Below are 20564 nucleotides of genomic sequence, written 5' to 3'. Positions count from 1 at the left end.
CCGGCATGGTTGTCATCCGGAGGATTCCATTATTTTTATGCACCAACAGACCTTATCATGGAAACCCGTCGTGACTTTCTCAAAAAAGTAGCCATGCTCTCGGCCGTCGCCGGAACATTACCGCCTTCGATCCAAAAAGCTTTTGCCATCGACCCCGCGCCCGGCACAACCTATCTCGACGCCGAGCACGTGGTGATCCTCATGCAGGAGAACCGCTCTTTCGATCATTGCTATGGCGCCCTGCAGGGCGTGCGGGGTTTCGAAGATCCCCGGACGATCCGCCTGCCCAACGGCAACAAAGTATGGCTCCAGACCAACGCCGCCGACGAAACCTACGCACCTTTCCGTCTCAACATAAAAGATACCAAGTCAACCTGGATGGGGTCACTGCCCCACAGCTGGACCAACCAGGTAGATGCGCGCAACGGCGGCAAATACGACCAATGGCTTCAGGCCAAACCCTCGGGTCACAAAGAATACGCCGACATGCCCCTCACCATGGGCCACTATACCCGCGATGATATCCCATTCTACTATGCCTTGGCCGATGCCTTCACGATCTGCGATCAGAATTTCTGTTCATCGCTCACCGGCACCACCCCAAACCGGCTCTACCTTTGGACAGGGACGATCCGCGAACATGCGCAAGCCTTTGCGCGCGTGCGCAACGAAGAGCTTGACTATGATCTGCCGGCCAGTTGGGCCACCTTTCCCGAGCGCCTCGAAGCCAACGGCGTGTCGTGGAAGATCTACCAGAACGAAATAAGTGTAGGCGTCGGTTTTGAAGGCGAGGAAGATGCGTGGCTCGGGAATTTCGGCGACAGCCCCATCGAATGCTTCACCCAATACCACGTAAAATTCTCACCCGCCTACATCAAGAATCTCCCCGACGCCATCGAAAAAATCACGCACGACATTGCCGACACAGAAAAGAAACTAGCGGGTCTCTCCGGAGACGAAGCGAAAAAACTTTCCGAAAGGATCACCGATGGAAAACAAAGGCTGGCACGCTACCAGGAAGATCAGAAGACCTTGACGCCCGAAGCCTTTGCCAAAATTCCAGAACGCGAAAAAAGCCTCCATCGCAAAGCCTTCACTACGAACACGGGCGATCCCGACTATCACACCCTCGAAAAAATAAAATACGCCGATGGCAACGAGGTCCGCGAAATGCTGGTGCCAAAAGGTGATGTGTTGTACCAATTCCGTGAAGACGTAAAAAATGGAACGCTGCCCACCGTGTCGTGGCTGGTCGCGCCGGAGAATTTTTCGGATCACCCGGGAGCGCCCTGGTATGGTTCCTGGTACCTGTCGGAGTCGATCGACATCCTCACCAAGAATCCGGAAGTATGGAAGAAGACCATTTTCATTTTGTGCTACGACGAGAACGACGGATACTTTGATCACGTGCCACCCTTCGTGCCGCCGCACCCCACCAAGCTCAACACGGGAAAGATGTCACCCGGCATCGATGCTACGACCGAGTACGTGACCATGACCCAGGAATTGAAACACAGACCCGCCGATGAAAGTCGCGAGAGTTCCATTGGCCTCGGATTCCGCGTGCCCCTGGTGATTGCTTCGCCGTGGAGCCGGGGAGGAGCGGTGTGCTCGCAGGTGTTCGATCACACGTCGATCTTGCAATTCCTGGAAAAATTCCTGTCGCATAAGACCGGAAAGAAAATCAGCGAGACCAACATCAGCGCCTGGCGCCGGGCCGTGTGCGGCGACTTAAGTTCGGTGTTCACACCCTACAATGGAGAGAATGTTACCTTGCCACCTTTTGTGGACAAAGAATCTTTTTTGGAAGGCATCCACAAAGCACAATTCAAAGGCCTTCCCACCGGATACCAGAAACTGAACGCTGAAGAGATTGAAAAAATAAATCAGAACGTTGCTACTCCCTACATGCCCCAACAGGAAAAGGGCATGCGCATATCGCGGGCGTTACCTTACCAGCTTTATGCCCAGGGCAAGATCAGCGTCGATAAAAAGAGTTTTGGCATCACGCTGGAATCGCGGAAGGAAAAATTCGGAGAAGCCACCGCCGGCGCGCCCTTCCACGTCTATTCCAAAGGCAAAGCCTTTCAAGTCCGCGACTACGCGGTGGCCGCAGGGAAGAGCGTGGCGGACACTTTTGCGCTCACAGATTTCGATAAGGGGCATTACCATCTCCAGGTATACGGCCCGAATGGCTTCTACAGACTGTTTGCCGGCGATGCGCAAGATCCCGCCCTGGAAATCGTGGTGGAATATGCGAAGAAAGGAAAAGACTTTACCGGCAACGTGGAGGTCATGCTGGTGAACAAAAATCCAAAGAGCGCTTACACAGTCGAAATAAAAGACCAGTCGTATGCCTACGGCTCCCAGGCCAAGACCGTGCCGGCAGGAGGGAAGGCCACGGTGATGCTCGAGCTTGAGAAGACCCACGGTTGGCACGACTTCAGTGTGATCGTAAGGGAAGCTGCTACGTTCGAACGTCGTTTTGCCGGCCGCGTGGAGACCGGCGTCGAAGGATTCACCGACCCCGTCATCGGACGATAATCCGTATCTTGCAACGGCTGTTAGTTTAATGGCAAAACCATAGTCGAATGGGTTCGAATCCCACCGCTTCTACCTGGGTAGTTTATGCTTGGCTAAAACCGATTATGTCACACCGTTCGAATCGGTGTACAGCTATTTCTCCCCAATACAATAACACTCCACCATTCTTGTAAACAGAAAGCGTGGCACTACGCCGCGACCGCATCTATTTTTATCCTTATAAAAAAGTCCCGGCTTGCAAAACTAAAACTATTTTACATACATTTACGTAATTAATCATCAAACATGAAAGGAACAAACCTGGGAGAGTTTGAGGAATTGGTATTGCTCACCATCGCGACATTGGTGAACGATGCCTATAGCGTGGCCATCTGCGACGAATTGGAGAAACACGCAGGACGTTCAGCCAAACTGGGCGTTGTACATGCCGTGTTGAACCGGTTGGAGGACAAGGGCCTTGTGAAAAGCACCTTGGGCGAAGCCACCAGCACGCGGGGTGGGAAGCGAAAGCGATACTACACCGTGACCAACGGCGGCAAGGCGGCGCTGATCCGAGCCAAAGAAGTTCGCGACCAACTGTGGAACCGTATTCCCGATCTCATCCTGAAGAAAGCATGAAGCACACGAACCACATCCACCCACCCCGTTGGGCGCAACGCTTGTTGCATTGGTACTGCAAGCCCGCGCTGGCCGAAGACCTGGAAGGCGACCTGAACGAATATTTTGAACGAAACCTAACCACCAAAGGCGCACGACGGGCGAGGTGGATCTACGTTGTGGATGTACTTAAGTTTTTTCGATTGTATACAATACGCAAACCGGAATTTGTCAACCTCTTACTCCATTGGATCATGATTGGAAGCTACGTTAAAACCTCGGGCCGCAGTTTGATGCGTCATAAATTGTTTTCGTTCATCAACATTGCTGGCCTGGCCGTCAGCATGTCGGTGGGATTGTTGGTGATTGCGTTGGTGTCGGAACTTTTGTCGTTCGATGAATTTCATGAAAAGAAAGATCGTGTTTACAGGGTGATCACGCACGACCAGCGGCAGGGCGAACCATCGATGGATCTTGCAACAACCTCGCTTGTTGCTGGAAGAAAAATTGATACTTCCCTTTCCGGTATTGAAGACCTTACACTGGTGCGAAATGGGTTTAGCGGCGACGCCAAGATAGGGGAGTCCGTCATTCCGGTGTCGGCGGTGTGGGCTGACGAACATTTTTTTAACATCTTTTCGTTTCCACTGCTGCAAGGCAACCCGGCCACGGCCCTGAAGGAACCTTACTCCCTGGTCCTTTCGGAGAAAATGTGCAAGACGTTATTTGGCGAGGTAAACGTGTTGGGAAAGTCCGTGTTGTTCGACACAACAAACTATGTGGTGACGGGGGTGGTCAAAGACGTCCCGAAAAATTCGCATCTCCGGTTCGACGCATTGGTTTCCTTTTCATCTGCGAAAGAACACCGTGAAGCCGACGACGTTTTTAACAACTGGAACCACATTTGGTCCATATGTGTCTACGTGCTTCTCCCCGAAGGCTCCGATCCCGCCACATTGCAAGCCAACCTGGATAAGCTAAGCGCTGCGGAAAACGCTCATCTCGACCGCCGTACGATTTCTTTGGAATTGCAGCCTTTGAAGAACATTGTCTTAGGGAAGGCTCTGGGCAACCAGATCGGGCCGGTGATGCGTCCGATGGCCCTGTATTTTTTCGAGGGCCTGGCATTCATCATCATCCTTTCAGCAGGTTTTAATTACACCAACTTGTCCATCGCCAGGTCGATGCGCCGCACGCGCGAAGTGGGTATCCGGAAAGTGATGGGGGCGTTGAAATACCAGGTGGGATGGCAATTCATCGTGGAGTCTACGATCATCGCATTGATGGCTTTGCTGATCGCTTTTTTGCTGTTCTTGTTCCTGCGGGTACAGTTTCTTTCGTTGGATAGATTTTTATCGGACCTGGTGTCGTTGGAGCTCACGCCGCGTATGATGTTTTACTTTGTATTGATGGCCATTGTTGTGGGCTTTGGCTCAGGCCTGTTACCGGCGGTATTCTTCTCGCGGATCAACGCCATACAGGTATTGAAAGGTACGTCTGCGTTGAGGATCTTCAGACATGTGAATCTGCGAAAAGCATTGATCGTCGTGCAGTATTGTTTTTCATTGATTTTTATTACGACCACGCTGATCGGATACAATCAGTATAAAAGTTTTCTCACCTTCGACCTGGGTTTTAACACGGCGCATATATTGAATATCCGCCTGCAGCAGAACAAAGAAGAATTAATAAAAAAAGAATTGGCGGAGGTACCCGAGGTTGGAGCGATATCGGTGTCGCGGATTGTGACGAGTCTCGGCAGTCTGCAAGGTTCCCAGATGAAGTATAAGGACCTCAACGACTCTATTGTCGTGTGGCTTAACTTTGTAGACGAGCAATACCTGCCCCTGCACGGGCATAAATTTCTGGCGGGAAAAAATCTAAAGGCCTTGCCGGAAGGTGCCGAAGAAAGCGAAGTGGTGGTAAACGAGCAGCTTTTAAGGCGCTTCAGCATTTCGCCTGAGGACCCCACCAAGGCTTTAGGGGAAGTAGTTACGATAGACAAGAAGAAACTGACCATTGTCGGAGTAGTGAAAGACTTTCACTACGGCACCGTGGAAAATTCGATCGAGCCGATGGCCCTGCGCTACAGTGCCCATGAGCCCTGGGGCTACATCAACGCCAAGGTGACCACGAAAGACTGGCCCGCCACACGCGCCCGCATTGAAGCCGCTTGGAAAAAGGTCGACAAAGTGCATCCCCTGGATGCGAAATTCTACGACGACCAGATCGAAGACGCCTACCGCATGTTTGCCACCATGATCAAAGTGATCGGTGCAATAGCGTTCTTAGCGGTATGCATTGCTTCGCTGGGGCTGTTCGGTATGGTTGTGTTCACCACAGAAACGCGTTTGAAAGAAATCAGCATCCGCAAAGTGTTGGGGGCCAGCGAGGGCCGGTTGATCTATTTATTAAGCAAGGGATTTTTCTTCCTGTTGATGCTGGCCGCCGCAGTGGCCCTGCCGTTTACCTATTTCCTTTTTGACAAGGTGATTCTGGTCAACTTTGTGTATCACCCGGCATTGGGATATGCTGAACTGGCGATTAGTCTGGCATCGGTCACGTTGATAGCGCTGCTCATGATCGGCTCCCAAACGTTAAAAGTAGCCCGCGCCAATCCGTCCGAAGTTCTCAAAAACGAATAACAAACTGCGGGCGTAGGTTTGAAAAGTTTCTGCCGGCGGATATGACGTGGTCATTCGTGTCGCAGAGCCTTCACGGGATTCTCTACGGCGGCCTTTAAACTGATCACCCCGATGGTGAGTAGCGTAAGCCCAATCAGCAATGCTACCGGTAAGACGAACATCATCCAGTTCAAGGAAATGCGGAACGAAAAAGTTTCTAACCAGGCGTTGCCGGCAAAATAGATCACGGGTGCGGAAATGCACCAGGAGAGCACAAGGATCATGACAAAATCTTTTGTAAACAGGAGCAGGATCCTGGTTGCCGATGCGCCCAATACTTTGCGGATGCCCATCTCTTTTGTGCGTTGGGCTACAGAGAAAACCGAAAGCCCCAACAAGCCCAGGCAGGTCACCACGATGGCCAGGGCGGTGAAAACGCCGAAGATGTTTTCGAATTGGCGGTCGGCGTGGTATTGGCGGTCGAAGAAATCGTCGAGGAAGAAGTAGCTGAAGGGATGATCGGGGAACGCTTTGGTGTATTGCTTGTGGATGGCGTCTATAGAGCTTTCCAGGTCAGGGGACTGTAGGTTTATGGAGAAGTATTTCCAGGCCGACCATTCGGGGAGGATGTAGAAGATGGCGGAGTAATCTTCTTTCAGCGACATTTGATGAAAGTCGGCCGTGACGCCGATGATCTCCGCCCGGCGTCCGTCCGGTCCCCAGTCGAAGATGATTTTTTCATGAAGCGCATCTTTGGGATTTTGGATGCCCATGCGGCGAATAAATTCTTTGTTCACGACGATGCGTATAGCCTCGTCTTTATCTTTCAAGCGGAAGGTCATGCGTTCGCGGTCCGTGAAGAGGCGCCCCGCCAATAATTTGATGTCGTAGGTGGAGAAGAATGCCGTGTCGATGCTCATGATGGATGATCCGAAGTGTTCTTGCTCAGCGGCATTCACCCGCTGGACGCCCGAACCTTCCGTGATGGGTTGACCGGGAACGTCGGCCGAAGCGGTCATGTTGCGGACACCGGCGAGTTGTGCGATGCTGTTCTTGAAAAAAGCGATCCGGTCGTCGGCGGTGGAGTCGTATACAGCGGGCGCTTCCAACACCAGCAGTTGATCTTTGGCATATCCCGGGTCTTGGGATTGCATGAACGATAATTGCTGGTAGATCGTAATCGCCCCAGCGATGAGCAATACCGATAGCGCATATTGAAATGCGATCATCCCTTTGCGCAGCAACGTTCCCGCGGTCGACTTGAGAAACTTTCCTTTCAACACTTGCACGGGCTGAAAAGAGGAGAGGACCAGGGCGGGATAAGCCCCTACCAACACCACACCCGAAAAGAACATGGCGGCAATGATCAGCATCTGGCGCGGGCTGATGATGCCGTTGCGATACAAAACGTCGCTCATCGATTTGCCGACCAGCGTCTCAAACCATGACCAGCAAAATACTACGAGCGTTGCGGCAATGATCAGCGCAAGAAAATTGACCAGCAGGGCATCCATAAAAAATTGCAGCATCAGCTGTATCCGCTGCGCGCCAACAACTTTTCGCAAGCCCACTTCTTTGGCGCGTTCCAACGCCTTGGCTGTCGAAAGGTTGATGTAGTTGATCCAAGCCACCACCAGGATGAAAACGGCAAGGATGGAAAGAAAATACACCATGCGCTGACTGCCGTTGGCGGACTGCTCGCTGTCGAACTGGGAATGGAGGTGGATGTCGGCAATGGGTTGAAGAAAGAATTTCATGTGCTGGTCGCCCCGGTCGAAAGTGTCGCCCAGGTATTTCTTCTGGAATGCCGGGAGCTTGGCTTCCAGCGCTTGCGGATTGGCGCCGGGCGTCAGCAGAATGTAGTTGTAGAAGACAGACCATACCCAAAGCGTATGACCGTCGCCAAAACTTTTCATGAGGGTGGGGAAGGAGATGAGGATGTCGAATTGCAGGTGTGAGTTTTCGGGAATGTCTTTCAGCACGCCACTCACTTTCAGGACCATCTCCCGGTTCAGCCTCAACACTTTTCCCAACGCCGGCTCGTCGCCGAAATATTTCCGGGCCATTTGTTCGGTGATCACCACTGTGTTGGGTTCTGCGAGGGCATCCGCCGAAGATCCGGCTTTTAGCGGAAAGGAGAACATGGTCAGGAACGGCGGATCAGCAAAATACACGTGCTCCTCATTAAAGGCCACCAGGCTGCCATCGGTGGTCGTGCGCGAAAACTCCAGCGAATTCGCAAAGTATGACGTCAGTGACGACGTGAACAGCGATGTCTTCACCAACCGGGCATAGTCGGCTACTTCCGGAAACTCAGCTTTCAACGCCGGTCCCAGTGCCGGGGCGTTGGTTGCTAAAGCGCCTACAGGGTCTGTGCCGTTGTAAAACTGCATGGGCACCCGGTACAGCCGTTCGCGTTTCGTGTGGAAGGTATCATAGCTTTCTTCGAACTGCACATATTGATAGATCAGAAAGCAAGCCGCCAACCCCACGGCTAACCCAAAAATGTTGATCAGTGAGAAAATTTTGTTCCGCAAAAGATTGCGCAGGGCGACGAGAAGGTAGTTTTTTAGCATGGCTACAGCATTGCGTTGAACGTGAGGGAAAAATCAAAATGAAGTTAAGCAATATTTCCAAGGATTTATATTTCAGACCGCTTAGGCCCTATGGAGCGCTGTTGGAGATCGTCACGGTTTTCCCTATTTTGCCGGCGTAATTTGAATGTCTAAGTCAAAGGGCTGTTCGTTATCGATAAAATAGTTTGGTCGTACGTGCTTGCCGTTATTTATTCGCCCCATTCATGAAGATAGCCCCCTTCCATTACCCTCCGTTTTTATGGATTCTATTGTTGCTTTGCGCAGCATTGGGTTCATGTGAGTTTGAAAGTAACCATACTTATTTTAAAAGCCTGCCCGAGCCCGACGGAAGTGGGATCGAGACGGGTTTTGCTTCATTTGCAGATACATTTTGGCTCGGTCCTGATACACGCGTTGGCTATCTGGAAAAAATCAGTAACAGAACGGTACAGAACATCGCTGTGTACATGGACAACACCAAGCTGGGTGAAATCCACGGCTATGGGGACTTCATTTCGCTTTACGCGGGCAGTTATGCGGACGGTTTTCATCAACTCCGCCTCGAATACTTCCTTGAAGCCAATAGCGGCAGTCTCGCCGATCAATTGGGCGTCGAGTTGCTTGTGGTCAAAATGAATCGCGTGGCCGTGATGGAAAGAACGCCAGCTCAGGCGGTGCCCATTGTAGCGGTGGAAGCCCGCGACGGAACGCTCGCCATCCAATGGTCGCGATACAAGGCCTTCAACTTTCAAAGTTATGTGCTGGTCAAGCAAATGTGGAATGGTGACAACGGTTATTTCGACGTCTGGAGCCAAGAGGTCACGAACAAGAATCGCACATTACTCAATGATAGTACCTACCTGGGAGGGAAAGTACAATATGTAATGAAGGTAAAGACGCTCGATAATAAGATTGGCCCGTCCAGCCAGCAGGTATTCGATTTTGATTACTCGCCTGGCCTTGCATTCGAATGGCAAGACCTGCAGCATGTGAAATTGACCTGGCACAAGGTGCCATTCTATAAAAACTTCCAATCGTACGAACTGGGCTATGGCTATAAATCGACGACGGACATCAACGACACGACCGCGGTTCAAATGCCTTCGTTTATTTTTCCTGAACCATCATCGATTTTTCTTACCATCAAAGCGAAAGGTGGTAATCCCCTTGTGGAAAGCGTGAGTGTAACGCCAACGTCAACGTTCCCACCGTTCAATGGACCGATTGTCTATAATTCCTCGCTCGGAAAGTATTTTATCATGACCTATTTGGCCAATAGCCGAAATACATTATCCCGCATCGACGGTACATCGCTGCAGGTTGAACAAACGTATGATCTTACGGACGGTGCCTTTGCCTTATCGGACAACGGAGCGTACCTCTACGTGAGTCAGGGACGCCAGTTTATACAGCTCAACCCGCTCGACTTTTCGGAGATTGCTGTTTACGACATCGATGCCATTGCCCCCCCGCCGCTCAATTCCATCCAGGTTGCCGACAACAACGTGATTACCCTTCGACGCGGAGCAATAAGCGTTGCGATGGCCATGCCAGGCAAGACGGTACTGTTGTCTAATGCGACAGACAATCCCTACTACATTTCCCCGAGCGGTAACCACCTGGCCGGTGATGGCAAACTTTGGCGTTGGGACGGAACGCAATTTAATTCCATACTCGCCGTCGAACCTTTCTATAGGGCTGTCTTTCGGGACGATCGTCACGTCATGCTCCAAAGGATCCAAGGCGTTGACATGATCGAACTCGCGTCCGGGAAAATTGTCGCAACGCTTCCCTTACGCGGAGATAACCTCGTTTACGACAAAGTGAGCGACCTGCTCGGTTTCAACGATTATAAATATCGCCTCTTCAACGCCGCCACCGGCGAGGAGGTGACGTCATTCGCCGTAATGTCGTATTCTTCCTGGGGATACACGATTGTCAATAATAAAATTATATGCACCAACGGAACGCTGTTGCCCTTGTCTTATTACTATCCTTAGGCCTGCTGCCCACCCGTAGCAAAGCACAGCAATTGGTGGGCACTGTGCATGCCGGTTATGCCACGTTTTCGATGCACGACCTGAAAGGTTTCCAAAACGTGATGATGGGTCGACAGCAGTTTGCCAGCCGCATTGTGGAAACCTTCCCCGGGTATCTCAGCTATGGCGTCGATCTGCTGTACATCCGGAACAGAGGATTTTTCGGTGGCGGCTGGGGCCATACCTCTACAGGGGGCAGGCTGTCGTACAGCGATTATTCAGGGTATTACAACTTCGATCAGGTGGTACACATGAACGTTGTGAGTCTTCAAGGGGGCATCCGCATTTTTCCCAACTACGGAACCTGTTTTTTTCTGGGGTTGAAAGGCGCTGTCTATTCCAATAAACTCGATCTGAAACAAGAACTCTCGGTCGGCAATCAGACGGTCGCGGACGCTACGCCCATGCATTCCACCAACGTCGCTTGTCAGCCTTTTCTTTCAGCACAACGAACGCTGAAGCGGTTGTTCCTCAAACTCGACGCAGGCTATGAGTTTCACAACGCCGGCAAGCTCACCACTACAGACGGAAAGGATAGCCAAATTCCCGACGGCAGCGGCAAAAAGCCCGCCACCATCCAACCTGACGGCCTGCGCGTCAGCTTGGGAGTTGGCTATGTTTTTCGATCGTTTGGCCATTGAGTTGCATACAGAGAAGAAGACCAGCAGAAACCGGAAAATACTGGTTCATACCCTGAACATCCAGTAACAACGCGGCGGCAACAGCAGACGAACCGTAGAAAATCCTTATCTTCATAGCATGAATGCCAAAGAACCCACCCTCGGCAACGGCAAGATCTGCTACCTCCAAATCCCGGCTGCCGACATCAAAAAATCGGCCGACTTCTACAAAGCCGCCTTCGGTTGGAACATCCGCCACCGCAGCGACGGCGTCACCGCCTTCGACGATGGGGTGGGAGAGGTGAGTGGTGCTTGGGTACTCAACCGGCCACCGTCAACCACCGTGGGGGTGCTCACCTACATCATGGTCGATGACATTCACGCCACCATCGAACTCATCCTGGCCAACGGTGGGGCAATTGTGCAGCCCATTGGAGGCGATGCACCAGAGATCACGGCGCGCTTTAGCGATCCGTACGGGAATGTGTTCGGCGTGTATCAACAAGGTGAGTGAGTCCGCCCCGGAAGATTTTATTGAAACCCGTTCAATACCCGAGCGCAGCAGGATGGTTCTCGTTATATTTTTTAAGAAAGACATAGAATTTGATGCTCTTCTTTCCCCGGTAAGCGTGAAACTCTTTCAGTAGCGCCGGGTCATCTGCGATCATTTTTTCGAGCTGGAATAAGTTGGCGTTGTAGAACGACCCGTCTTTGGTGTTCAGAATAAATTTTGCGGCACTCTGCCGGACGTCGTTGGCACGCACCATCACGCGATTCCCTGTCAACGCCGAAGAAGAGTGGGTCTTTATGTAGTATACCAGACAGAGCGTCCCCATGATATTGATCTGTGCAAAGGGATTTTCACTCACATCCGGCCCGACCAGGAAGGTCGGTGGGAATTTGCTTCGGTTTATAAAAATGCCACGACCGTCGGTGTATCCCCAAACGTCGTCCGGATGGAGATGAAGCATCGTGTCGCTCAAGGCCACATCGATCGCATTTGCTCTAAACAATTGAATGTAAAAATCGCGCTGCCGGGGTATGTCCGTGATGATATCTTCCGGCGGAACCGGATCGTTTTCAATGAAATTATAAAAGCTGAGGTATAGCCCCGGAGTGAAAACAGGTCTTGTGTCGGTTTCTTCGATGTCGATTTCTTCGGGGTCTGTTTCTTCCGTGTCGGAATATTGTCCCTTGGCGATAAGCGATAGGGTAACCAACAGTACAACGGTTAACGGATAACGCATAAAGATCTAGATTTATCCAAAGATAACGGATATCCCATGGCGACCAAAACGGCGTTCGGGCCGTCCTGGTCATCACAGGCTCACTTAAAGTATCGTATAGAAACAGCGTTGAGCAAGTCCTTTGTCTGATAGATCTCTTGCCCTTTGATCACCGTCTCCACTTTGCGGATGTCGCTGATGTTGTTCAGCGGATTGCCGTCGATCAAAATGATGTCGGCGGCTTTGCCGGGTTCAAGCGTGCCATAGGTCTTTTCCTTGCCGGCCACCGTGGCCGATTGCAGGGTGGCGATCTTCAACACCGCGGCGTTGGGGATGCCTGCGCGCACATAGTTTTCAAGTTCCTTGTGCAGCACAAATCCAGGCACATCGTCGGTGCCGGGCACGATCACCACGCCGTTGTTGTGAAGCACTTTCACCATCTTGAGCATGTTTTGAAAGGACTTGGCATACGTTTCTTCCCTGCCGGCAGGAACTTCGAGGGCGCCGCCGGATTTATACTCGCGCTGCAGATCGAGCGGTAAGCGATCGACAACCGGCGCCATCGTGGGCACAGGCTTTCCTTTTGTTGGAATGAACATCGTTTCAAAGAAGCTGATGGTGGGATCGATAACGGTTTTCTTGGCCACCAGCTGTTTGATAAATGCTTTCACCGGTGCGCTGTTCAGATCGAGCATCGCGGCGTTTTGTGCCACGGCATGAAAGCGTACGGGCGTGCGCGTATCCAGGTCTTTGCCCAGGAAGTTGAGGAACACCATGTTCATGTGCTGGATCTCGTCGTATCCTGCGTCGATGGCTTCGCTGGCCAGCATGTGCGCGGGTATGTGGCCACTCACGCGCATACCGTTCCGGTGGGCTTCGGCCGCGATGGGCTTTACCCACTCGGGTTTTATCGAGCTGTAGAGCTTGATCTGCGTGTAGCCCATCGTCTTGTATTTCTTTACGGCGGCAATGCCTTCGTCCACGCTATTGATCCGCGCGCCGGTGGGCCCGGCGTAAGGGCCGGCACCGTCGATGAAGCCGCACATGGCTTGTATGCGGGGGCCGAGCACCAGGCCATCGTCAATTTGTTTTTTCTCATCCAGCATGCTCTCGCTGTTGCCCATGTCGCGCACGTTGGTGATGCCGTTGCCCAGGTGCAGCAGGCCGTCAGTGCCCTGGCCGTAGTGTACGTGCATGTCCCAAAGTCCGGGCATCACAAATTTTCCCTGGGCGTCCACGACCTGAAAGCCTTGGGGCACGGTCACACTTTTGTCGGGACCGACCTGGGTGATGGTGCCGTTTTCGATCAGGATGGTTGAATTAGGTTGAGCGGTACCGCTTTTCGGGTTAAACAGCGTAGCGTGGGTAACGGCCAGGCCACTCGTTACTTTTTTGGCGAACTTTGTTTTCAGCTCTTTATAATAATTTTGTTCCACTCCTTTCTGGATGGCGAGCAGTTCTGGATTGAGGCCTTCGTCGCCTTTGGGAAGGATGGCAAACCAATCGCTGGGAAGCGCGAAGAAATTGTGCTGGCTGTCGAGCCAAACATATTGTGGTGTGAGGCCGGTTCCTGATAAGGATACGAGGCTGATCTTCCGGCCGTCTTTCAAAGTGTATTCCTGCAGCTCCGTTAGTTTCTGACGGCCCGAGGGCAGCAGGTTCACGGCGTGGTCCGGGGTCTGGAAGAAGTTGGCGTAGGAAATCCCGCCACGGGCTTTTAAGGGAATGTACACCATGTCGCCCTCTATTTTCCGTTGTTCTTTTTCTACTGGATTCTCCCAGGAGGCGATGCCGCTTTGGATGCTGAACGTTTCGAAGATGGGCTTCTTAAAGTAGTCCACACCTTTGGCGTCCATCCAGGTCATATAGCTGTGGTCGTTGAGGCGGTAGTGCACCACCGTGCTGTCGCCCCGGCCGCGATCGTTGAATCGGAACCATTCGGTGTAGGAACCGTCAGCATTTTTGAGATACTTGAAAAGACCGGACGTTTGTCCACCCATCTGGATGGTCCATTGCAGCGTGTCGGATTGAGCGTGCGTGTGGCAAACCAAACAAAGGTTGAACACAACGAGCAGGAATAGATATTTCATAAAGCGGTTGGGTTTGATACGAAAGATAAAAAGAAAGATCCAACGGAGTCCTAACGGATTGCCGTGATTAGGGGCAGTGAAGACGAATTTGTATCTTCGTTTTATGCGCTACCAGGAAACCTTGCCGCCGCCTGCTCTTTCGGACGTGGTCCGCTATTTTTGGAGCATCGAATCCGACGATGTTCCCGTGGCGCCCGTCACTTACAGGCTCTTTGCCGAAAGCGCTCCCGGCCTGGTGTTTTTTTATCACTACAATGCAGGACTGGTGAGCGGCATCACCCATCATCACCGCGACTTCGCCATGCCCGGTAAATTGGGCATGATGGGTGCGTTCTTATATCCTTATGCTCTCCCGTTCCTCTTCCACGAATCGCCACAAGCCGTAACCAACACCACGGTTGCGATCGCCGATTTCCTGGGAAACGAAGGGACGTTGTTAAAAGACGAGATCGCGAATGCCCAACACCGCGACGCCCGCATCGTCGCGTTGTCGCGCTACTTGCTCCGGAAATTAAAATCGCGGCAGCAGGAAGCCAACGGATTGTTTCAATGCATTCAGCACATCGTCCGCTACAAAGGAGCCACCACCGTCGACGCCCTCGCGAGCGACCTCGGCTTATCGGGGCGTCACTTCGATCGCAAATTCAGGAGCGCCGTCGGCACGTCACCCAAAGCGTTCTCAAGACTCATCCGTTTCCACTCCAGCCTGTCGCTGCGAAAAGGCAACGACCTCGACAACCTCACCGCGTTGGCGTTGCAAGCCGGATACTACGACCAATCACATTTCATACGGGACTTCAAAGAATTCTCCGGCCTCAGTCCAAAACAATACTTCAACCTCAACGATCACCACACCGCCGACAACTTTATAAAGTTGAGCGCCTGACCAGCGATTTTTCCGCTATGTCCGGTTTGTACAATTTCTCCATTGCTCCATGCTTTTACTTTGCTTCCATACTTAAATCACACGATTATGGAAAAGAAAGAAGAAACCCCTGCACCTGCAGGCTATAGCAACGTCTGCCCTTACCTGATGGTGGAAAGCGTAGAGGTGGAAGCACAATTTTTGCAGACCGTCTTTGGCGCCCGCATCAAAGAAGAACTAAAACAAGAGAATGGTTTTGTTCAACACGGCGAAGTGAGCCTGGGCGAAACGGTCATCATGATGGGCCGTGCCCGACCCGAATGGCCCGCGACTCCCGGAGCCAACTACGTTTTTGTAAGCCACGTAGACGACATCTTCCAAAAGGCCCTCGCCGCCGGCGCCACCCCCTTAATGGAACCCGCCGACCGTTTCTACGGCTATCGCGAAGGGGGCATCAAAGACCCCCAGGGAAATACCTGGTGGCTCGCCCAAGTGCTGGAAGAATTGTCGGTCGACGAAATGCAAGCCCGCATGCTCAAAATCCCCAAAAAGTAGCCTGGACAAAAAGCCATGTCGAAGGCGCAAAGCCAACTTTGCGTTAACTTTGCTGCCTGCCCGCCGACTTGCCCGTCGTAGCTTTAGCGAAGGAGAGGTCTTAGCGCCTTTCCTTGCTCGCCGACTTGCCCGTCGTAGCTTTAGCGAAGACAGGAGCTTCAGCGAAGCTGAGCGGTTAAAACTTCAAGCACAGATCATGGACATCACTCCCCTGGACCCCCTCATCCAACACATCCGAAAATTCGCCCCCCTGACCGACGCGAACATCGAAACCTTATCCACGCTCATCCATCCCAAAACCATCCCCAACAAAACGATATTAGCCCGCGCCGGCGAAGTTTGCCACGAAAAATATTTCGTCGTCAAGGGCTGCCTCCGCCTCTTCATCCACACCGACGAAGGCAACGAACAGATCATCCAATTTGCCATCGACAACTGGTGGATGACCGACTACATGAGCTTCGAAATGCAAAAGCCATCCACCTTCACCATCCAGGCCGTAGAGCCATCACAGCTCCTGGTCATCACCAAAACGGAGCTGGAAGAATTGCTGGCAAAGGCCCCCACATTGGAACGCTATTTCCGCCTCATCGCAGAGCGGGCCTACTCGGCGGCGCTTACCCGCATTCACTTCATCTACAACCAGTCAGGGGAGGAGCGCTACGGCCAATTCAGCCGCATGTTCCCCGAATTCGTACAACGCGTCCCTCAATACATGCTAGCCTCTTACCTAGGCTTCACCCCCGAATTCCTCAGCAAGATCAGAGCAAAAAGAAAGGAATGAAAAAAAGTAGCCAGTAGCCAGTAGTCAGTAGTCAGTAGTCGGTGTAAGGAAAATGTTTCTCGATACCAAACTATTGGCTACTGACTACTGGCTACTGTCTACTGAATACCGAGTATTAAATTCTGGCTCCTGGCTTCTGGCTCCTGAATTCTTGCTCCTGATCGAATCGTTCTTGAACTAGATTAAGTTATTTCTGGTCCCCCGCCCCGTTACTTTGTTCCAACAAAAAACAACAAAGTCACTTTTATGAAACCCAGAAGAAAATTCCAGGACGTCGATCCCGATGCGCTCAAACCCATGCTGGCCCTTGAAAAGTACCTCAGCACCACCCAGTTATCCGTGCGCCACAAAGACCTCATCAAAATCCGCACCTCCCAGCTCAACGGCTGTTCGTATTGCGTCGACAAACATACCGAGGAAGCCCGCGCCAACGGCGAAACCGAGCGACGCCTCTATAACCTCACCTCATGGAATGAAACCCCCTTCTTCACCGAAGACGAACAAGCCATTCTCGCCCTCACCGAACAAGTAACGTTTATCACCAACCGCGTATCGGACGAGGTCTACGATCGGGCAGTGAAATTGCTGGGAGAAAAATACGTAACGCAAGCCATGATGGCGATCGTCACGATGAATGCTTGGAACCGGATTGGGGTAACGACGAATTTGTGGCCGAGTTGAATGGTCAGGAGCCAATGGTGAGGGGCGCATTGGGACGCTGGTTTTGTTTGTGCGTCGGGTCAAAAAAACTTGTTGGTGAGACACCAACAAGTGGGTTTGGTGGGAAACTCATTGACGCGGAGCATCATTTGGAGCCAGTGGTTCGATGGGTGAGCGTCAATAGGAAGGTGAACGGGCCATGACTTAATTTGAAGGGTGGGAGATAGAGGCCCATCGCCCTTGTTGGTGTTCTTCACCAACAAGTTTTTGAACCAATCACCATCGCCCTTGTTGGTGTTCTTCACCAACAAGCTTTTGGACTAATCGCTCCAAAGCAACTACAATTCAAAATGCGCCCGAACTTTCGCCATGCGCCATCCTTGCTGATGCTCTCCACCAACAAGACATTGCGCCCCAACACCCAAGCAAATCAGAATTTCAAATCGAGCAACATCACCCACTTGTTGGTGTCCCACCAACAAGTTTTTTGAACCAGCCCTTCACCGCCACCAGAGTTCAAATGCGCCAATGCCAATTAAATCACCACATTCACAATCCGCCCCGGCACAACAATCACCTTCTTCGGTGCTTTCCCCTCTGTCCATTTCTGCACCACCTCCGAAGCCATCACCAGCTTCTCGATATCATCCTTCGGCATATCCAGCGCAAAGTTCATCTTCATCCGCACTTTTCCATTGATGGAGATCGGATATTCAAACGAGCTCTCTGTCAGATATTCCTCGTTGTATTGCGGGAACGTGGCGTAAAGGATCGATTCTTTGTAGCCCAGTTTTTCCCAAAGTTCGTCGGCGATGTGGGGAGCAAACGGTGCAAGTGTAATCAACAACGGCTCCAGTATGGCGCGCTTATTACTCTTCAGGCTACTCAACTCGTTGCAGCAGATCATAAACTCGCTTACCGACGTGTTGAACGAAAAATGCTCAATGTCGTAAGCGATCTTCTTCAGTGTTTTGTGCAGCACTTTCAATTCTTCGGGCGTGGGTGCTTCGCTGCTCACGTTGAAGTTGCCCTGGTTGTCGTGGAACAGGTTCCAGAACCGGCGCAGGAATTTGAACACGCCGTCGATGCCGTTGGTGTTCCAGGGCTTCGACAGCTCCAGCGGACCGAGGAACATCTCGTACATGCGCAACGTGTCGGCGCCATAGCTTTCCACGATGTCGTCGGGGTTCACTACATTGTAGTAGCGCTTCGACATCTTGTCGACTTCCGAGCCGCAGATGTATTTGCCGTCTTCCAGGATCAGCTCGATGTCTTTCAGATCGTCTCTCCACATCCTGAACTTCTCCACGTCCAGCACGTCGCCATCCACGAAGGTGATGTCCACGTGCAGCGGCGTTACTTCGTATTGCTTCCGCAGGTTATAGGATACAAACTTATTCGTACCGTTGATCCGGTAAGCGAGTTTGGAAATACCTTGAATATGGCCTTGGTTGATCAGCTTTTTAAATGGTTCCTCCGGCGATACATAGCCCAGGTCTTTCATCACCTTGCACCAGAAGCGTGAGTACAACAAGTGGCCGGTGGCGTGCTCTGAACCGCCGATATACAAATCGACATCTTTCCAATAATCGAGCGCTTCTTTGCTGGCGAAGGCCTTATCGTTCTCCGGGTCCATGTAGCGGAACCAGTACCAGCTCGACCCCGCCCAGCCGGGCATGGTGGTGAGTTCGTAAGGATGACCGTTGTAGTTCCAGCCTTTGGCGCGGCCCAGGGGAGGTTCGCCGGTTTCGGTGGGTTTGTAGGCATCGATCTCTGGCAACGTCACGGGCAGATCTTTTTCGCTCACCAGCTTGGGAATGCCTTTGTCGAAATACACCGGGAAGGGCTCGCCCCAATAGCGCTGGCGGCCAAAGATGGCGTCGCGCATGCGGTAGTTCACTTTGCGTGTACCGATGCCCAAGGTCTCCACGTGTTGCAGCGCCTTTTCAATGGCTTCCTGCCAGGGCAGGCCATTGAGCATGCCGGAGTTTATCATCTTGCCCGACTTGGGCTCGAAGTTGTCTTTGGTAATGTCGCTCGTAGGACCTTCCAGCACGTCGACGATGGGAAGGTTAAAATGTTTTGCAAAAGCATAGTCACGCGTGTCGCTGCTGGGTACGGCCATCACCGCGCCGGTGCCATAGCCGGCCAACACGTAGTCGGCGATCCAGACGGGCACCTTCTCGTGGTTGAACGGGTTGATGACGTACGCTCCCGTGAAGGCGCCACTGATGCGCTTCACTTCGCTCATCCGCTCGCGCTCGCTGCGGTTCTTGGCCACCTCCACATAGTGGGTCACTTCGTTGCGTTGTGCGGGTGTGGTGATCTTCTCTACGAGTTCGTGTTCGGGCGCAAGCACCATGAACGTCACGCCGTAGATCGTATCGATGCGCGTCGTGAACACGCGAATGGAATCATCGCCCGAGGCCAGCTTGAAATCGAGTTCACAGCCTACCGACTTGCCAATCCAATTGCGTTGCATTTCCTTGACCGGCTCGGGCCAGTCGATGGTGTCCAGGCCCGTCAGCAGCCGTTCGGCGTAGGCCGAAATGCGCATGTTCCATTGCAACATCTTGATGCGTTCCACCGGGTAGCCCCCGCGTTCGCTCACGCCGTCTTTCACTTCGTCGTTCGACAACACGGTGCCCAGGGCAGCGCACCAGTTCACCATGGTTTCGGCCAGGTAGGCGATGCGGTATTTTTGGAGGAAGTTTTCTTTTTCAATTTCGTTGAACGCCGTCCACTGCGCCGCGGTGATCGCGGGCGTTTCGTCATCGCAGGCGGCGACAATGTTCTGGTTGCCGTTCTTTTCCAGTTCGGCCACCAGCTCTTTCATGGGGCGGGCTTTGCCCACCTTGTTGTTCGCGGTCCGGTCATACCAGGCGTTGAACAACTGCATGAAGATCCACTGCGTCCATTTGTAGTAGTAGGGGTCGCTGGTCACCACTTTGCGATCCCAGTCAAAGGCAAAACCGATCTTGCTCAGTTGGGCGATATAGGTGGCCATGTTCTTTTCGGTGGTCACGCGCGGATGCTGGCCGGTTTGGATGGCATATTGCTCGGCAGGGAGCCCAAAGGCATCAAAGCCCATGGGATGGAGCACATTAAACCCCTTCAGGCGCTTATAGCGTGTCACGATATCGGAGGCGATGTAGCCCAGCGGGTGCCCCACATGTAGCCCCGCCCCGGAGGGATAGGGAAACATGTCCAGTACGTAGTATTTTGGCTTATCTGAGTGATTATCAGTTTCGTAGACGCCACTTTGCTGCCATTTCACCCGCCACTTTTCTTCGATGCGCTTGATCTCGTCTTTGCTGTATTCGGCCATCAGGTTGTTGTTAAAGGCCCAAAAATAAGGATTTAAGGAAAAAAGAACGTGCCGCA

At 52.3% G+C, this 20564-nt stretch carries 15 protein-coding genes; 11 read left to right on the top strand and 4 right to left on the bottom strand.

Translation table 11 applies throughout. The features are described from left to right. Positions 1–57: 57 nt before the first annotated feature. From D4L85_RS27455 to D4L85_RS27445, 3 genes are all read left to right on the top strand, one after another. On the top strand, positions 58–2544 hold the full coding sequence (locus tag D4L85_RS27455) for a phosphocholine-specific phospholipase C (RefSeq protein ID WP_119757312.1): 2487 nt from the start codon (positions 58–60) through the stop codon (positions 2542–2544). A gap of 285 nt (positions 2545–2829) precedes the next feature. Further along, complete coding sequence (locus tag D4L85_RS27450; protein ID WP_119757311.1) at positions 2830–3162, top strand: PadR family transcriptional regulator; 333 nt, start codon at positions 2830–2832, stop codon at positions 3160–3162. After that, complete coding sequence (locus tag D4L85_RS27445) at positions 3159–5786, top strand: ABC transporter permease (RefSeq protein WP_228450647.1); 2628 nt, start codon at positions 3159–3161, stop codon at positions 5784–5786. The genes D4L85_RS27450 and D4L85_RS27445 overlap by 4 nt, the downstream gene beginning before the upstream one ends. 50 nt (positions 5787–5836) lie before the next feature. Here the strand turns inward: D4L85_RS27445 and D4L85_RS27440 are convergent, their stop codons facing one another. Further along, positions 5837–8341 carry an ABC transporter permease gene (locus D4L85_RS27440; protein ID WP_119757310.1) on the bottom strand — a complete coding sequence of 835 codons (2505 nt, stop codon included), beginning with the start codon at positions 8339–8341 and terminating at the stop codon, positions 5837–5839. A gap of 467 nt (positions 8342–8808) precedes the next feature. Here D4L85_RS27440 and D4L85_RS27435 point away from each other — a divergent pair, with 467 nt between their 5' ends. From D4L85_RS27435 to D4L85_RS27425, 3 genes are all read left to right on the top strand, one after another. Next, the gene (locus tag D4L85_RS27435; RefSeq protein ID WP_160144037.1) at positions 8809–10341 is read left to right on the top strand and encodes a hypothetical protein; all 1533 of its coding nucleotides are present in this window, start codon (positions 8809–8811) and stop codon (positions 10339–10341) included. Beyond that, positions 10296–11021 carry a hypothetical protein gene (locus D4L85_RS27430; protein ID WP_160144036.1) on the top strand — a complete coding sequence of 242 codons (726 nt, stop codon included), beginning with the start codon at positions 10296–10298 and terminating at the stop codon, positions 11019–11021. The genes D4L85_RS27435 and D4L85_RS27430 overlap by 46 nt, the downstream gene beginning before the upstream one ends. Before the next feature lie 118 nt (positions 11022–11139). Continuing rightward, positions 11140–11514, top strand: a complete 375-nt coding sequence (locus tag D4L85_RS27425) for a VOC family protein (RefSeq protein ID WP_119757307.1) — start codon at positions 11140–11142, stop codon at positions 11512–11514. Between the two features lie 31 nt (positions 11515–11545). Here the strand turns inward: D4L85_RS27425 and D4L85_RS27420 are convergent, their stop codons facing one another. Continuing rightward, positions 11546–12247 carry a hypothetical protein gene (locus D4L85_RS27420; RefSeq protein WP_119757306.1) on the bottom strand — a complete coding sequence of 234 codons (702 nt, stop codon included), beginning with the start codon at positions 12245–12247 and terminating at the stop codon, positions 11546–11548. 80 nt (positions 12248–12327) lie between these two features. Next, the gene (locus tag D4L85_RS27415) at positions 12328–14316 is read right to left on the bottom strand and encodes an amidohydrolase family protein (RefSeq protein WP_119757305.1); all 1989 of its coding nucleotides are present in this window, start codon (positions 14314–14316) and stop codon (positions 12328–12330) included. 103 nt (positions 14317–14419) lie between these two features. On the opposite strand from D4L85_RS27415, the gene D4L85_RS27410 reads away from it, so the two are divergent. The 5 genes from D4L85_RS27410 to D4L85_RS34545 all read left to right on the top strand — a co-directional run bounded on the left by D4L85_RS27410 (position 14420) and on the right by D4L85_RS34545 (position 17671). After that, the gene (locus D4L85_RS27410) at positions 14420–15202 is read left to right on the top strand and encodes a helix-turn-helix transcriptional regulator (protein ID WP_119757304.1); all 783 of its coding nucleotides are present in this window, start codon (positions 14420–14422) and stop codon (positions 15200–15202) included. Positions 15203–15289: 87 nt separating this feature from the next. Beyond that, positions 15290–15736: a VOC family protein gene (locus tag D4L85_RS27405; RefSeq protein WP_119757303.1), complete on the top strand. Its 447-nt coding sequence runs from the start codon at positions 15290–15292 to the stop codon at positions 15734–15736. A 196-nt stretch (positions 15737–15932) separates the two neighbouring features. Further along, complete coding sequence (locus tag D4L85_RS27400; protein WP_119757302.1) at positions 15933–16520, top strand: Crp/Fnr family transcriptional regulator; 588 nt, start codon at positions 15933–15935, stop codon at positions 16518–16520. A gap of 246 nt (positions 16521–16766) precedes the next feature. Beyond that, positions 16767–17201 (top strand): carboxymuconolactone decarboxylase family protein, encoded by a 435-nt coding sequence (locus tag D4L85_RS27395; RefSeq protein ID WP_119757301.1) that lies wholly within the window; start codon positions 16767–16769, stop codon positions 17199–17201. A gap of 329 nt (positions 17202–17530) precedes the next feature. After that, positions 17531–17671 carry a hypothetical protein gene (locus tag D4L85_RS34545; protein ID WP_160144035.1) on the top strand — a complete coding sequence of 47 codons (141 nt, stop codon included), beginning with the start codon at positions 17531–17533 and terminating at the stop codon, positions 17669–17671. Between the two features lie 44 nt (positions 17672–17715). Here the strand turns inward: D4L85_RS34545 and leuS are convergent, their stop codons facing one another. Beyond that, a complete protein-coding gene (gene leuS, locus D4L85_RS27385) occupies positions 17716–20508 on the bottom strand; it encodes a leucine--tRNA ligase (RefSeq protein WP_119757299.1) in 2793 nt (930 codons plus the stop codon). Positions 20509–20564: the final 56 nt, after the last annotated feature.

The organism is Chryseolinea soli (assembly GCF_003589925.1).
In the GTDB taxonomy this organism is placed as follows: Bacteria; Bacteroidota; Bacteroidia; order Cytophagales; family Cyclobacteriaceae; genus Chryseolinea; species Chryseolinea soli.
This window is presented reverse-complemented; position numbering and strand designations above follow the sequence as displayed.

What these genes read in the sequence shown, in the direction of transcription:
- D4L85_RS27455 (WP_119757312.1), top strand. Translation starts at nt 58, where the DNA reads ATGGAAACCCGTCGTGACTTTCTCAAAAAAGTAGCCATGCTCTCGGCC.
- D4L85_RS27450 (WP_119757311.1), top strand. Translation starts at nt 2,830, where the DNA reads ATGAAAGGAACAAACCTGGGAGAGTTTGAGGAATTGGTATTGCTCACC.
- D4L85_RS27445 (WP_228450647.1), top strand. Translation starts at nt 3,159, where the DNA reads ATGAAGCACACGAACCACATCCACCCACCCCGTTGGGCGCAACGCTTG.
- D4L85_RS27440 (WP_119757310.1), bottom strand. Translation starts at nt 8,341, where the DNA reads ATGCTAAAAAACTACCTTCTCGTCGCCCTGCGCAATCTTTTGCGGAAC.
- D4L85_RS27435 (WP_160144037.1), top strand. Translation starts at nt 8,809, where the DNA reads ATGGACAACACCAAGCTGGGTGAAATCCACGGCTATGGGGACTTCATT.
- D4L85_RS27430 (WP_160144036.1), top strand. Translation starts at nt 10,296, where the DNA reads ATGCACCAACGGAACGCTGTTGCCCTTGTCTTATTACTATCCTTAGGC.
- D4L85_RS27425 (WP_119757307.1), top strand. Translation starts at nt 11,140, where the DNA reads ATGAATGCCAAAGAACCCACCCTCGGCAACGGCAAGATCTGCTACCTC.
- D4L85_RS27420 (WP_119757306.1), bottom strand. Translation starts at nt 12,247, where the DNA reads ATGCGTTATCCGTTAACCGTTGTACTGTTGGTTACCCTATCGCTTATC.
- D4L85_RS27415 (WP_119757305.1), bottom strand. Translation starts at nt 14,316, where the DNA reads ATGAAATATCTATTCCTGCTCGTTGTGTTCAACCTTTGTTTGGTTTGC.
- D4L85_RS27410 (WP_119757304.1), top strand. Translation starts at nt 14,420, where the DNA reads ATGCGCTACCAGGAAACCTTGCCGCCGCCTGCTCTTTCGGACGTGGTC.
- D4L85_RS27405 (WP_119757303.1), top strand. Translation starts at nt 15,290, where the DNA reads ATGGAAAAGAAAGAAGAAACCCCTGCACCTGCAGGCTATAGCAACGTC.
- D4L85_RS27400 (WP_119757302.1), top strand. Translation starts at nt 15,933, where the DNA reads ATGGACATCACTCCCCTGGACCCCCTCATCCAACACATCCGAAAATTC.
- D4L85_RS27395 (WP_119757301.1), top strand. Translation starts at nt 16,767, where the DNA reads ATGAAACCCAGAAGAAAATTCCAGGACGTCGATCCCGATGCGCTCAAA.
- D4L85_RS34545 (WP_160144035.1), top strand. Translation starts at nt 17,531, where the DNA reads ATGCGCCCGAACTTTCGCCATGCGCCATCCTTGCTGATGCTCTCCACC.
- leuS (WP_119757299.1), bottom strand. Translation starts at nt 20,508, where the DNA reads ATGGCCGAATACAGCAAAGACGAGATCAAGCGCATCGAAGAAAAGTGG.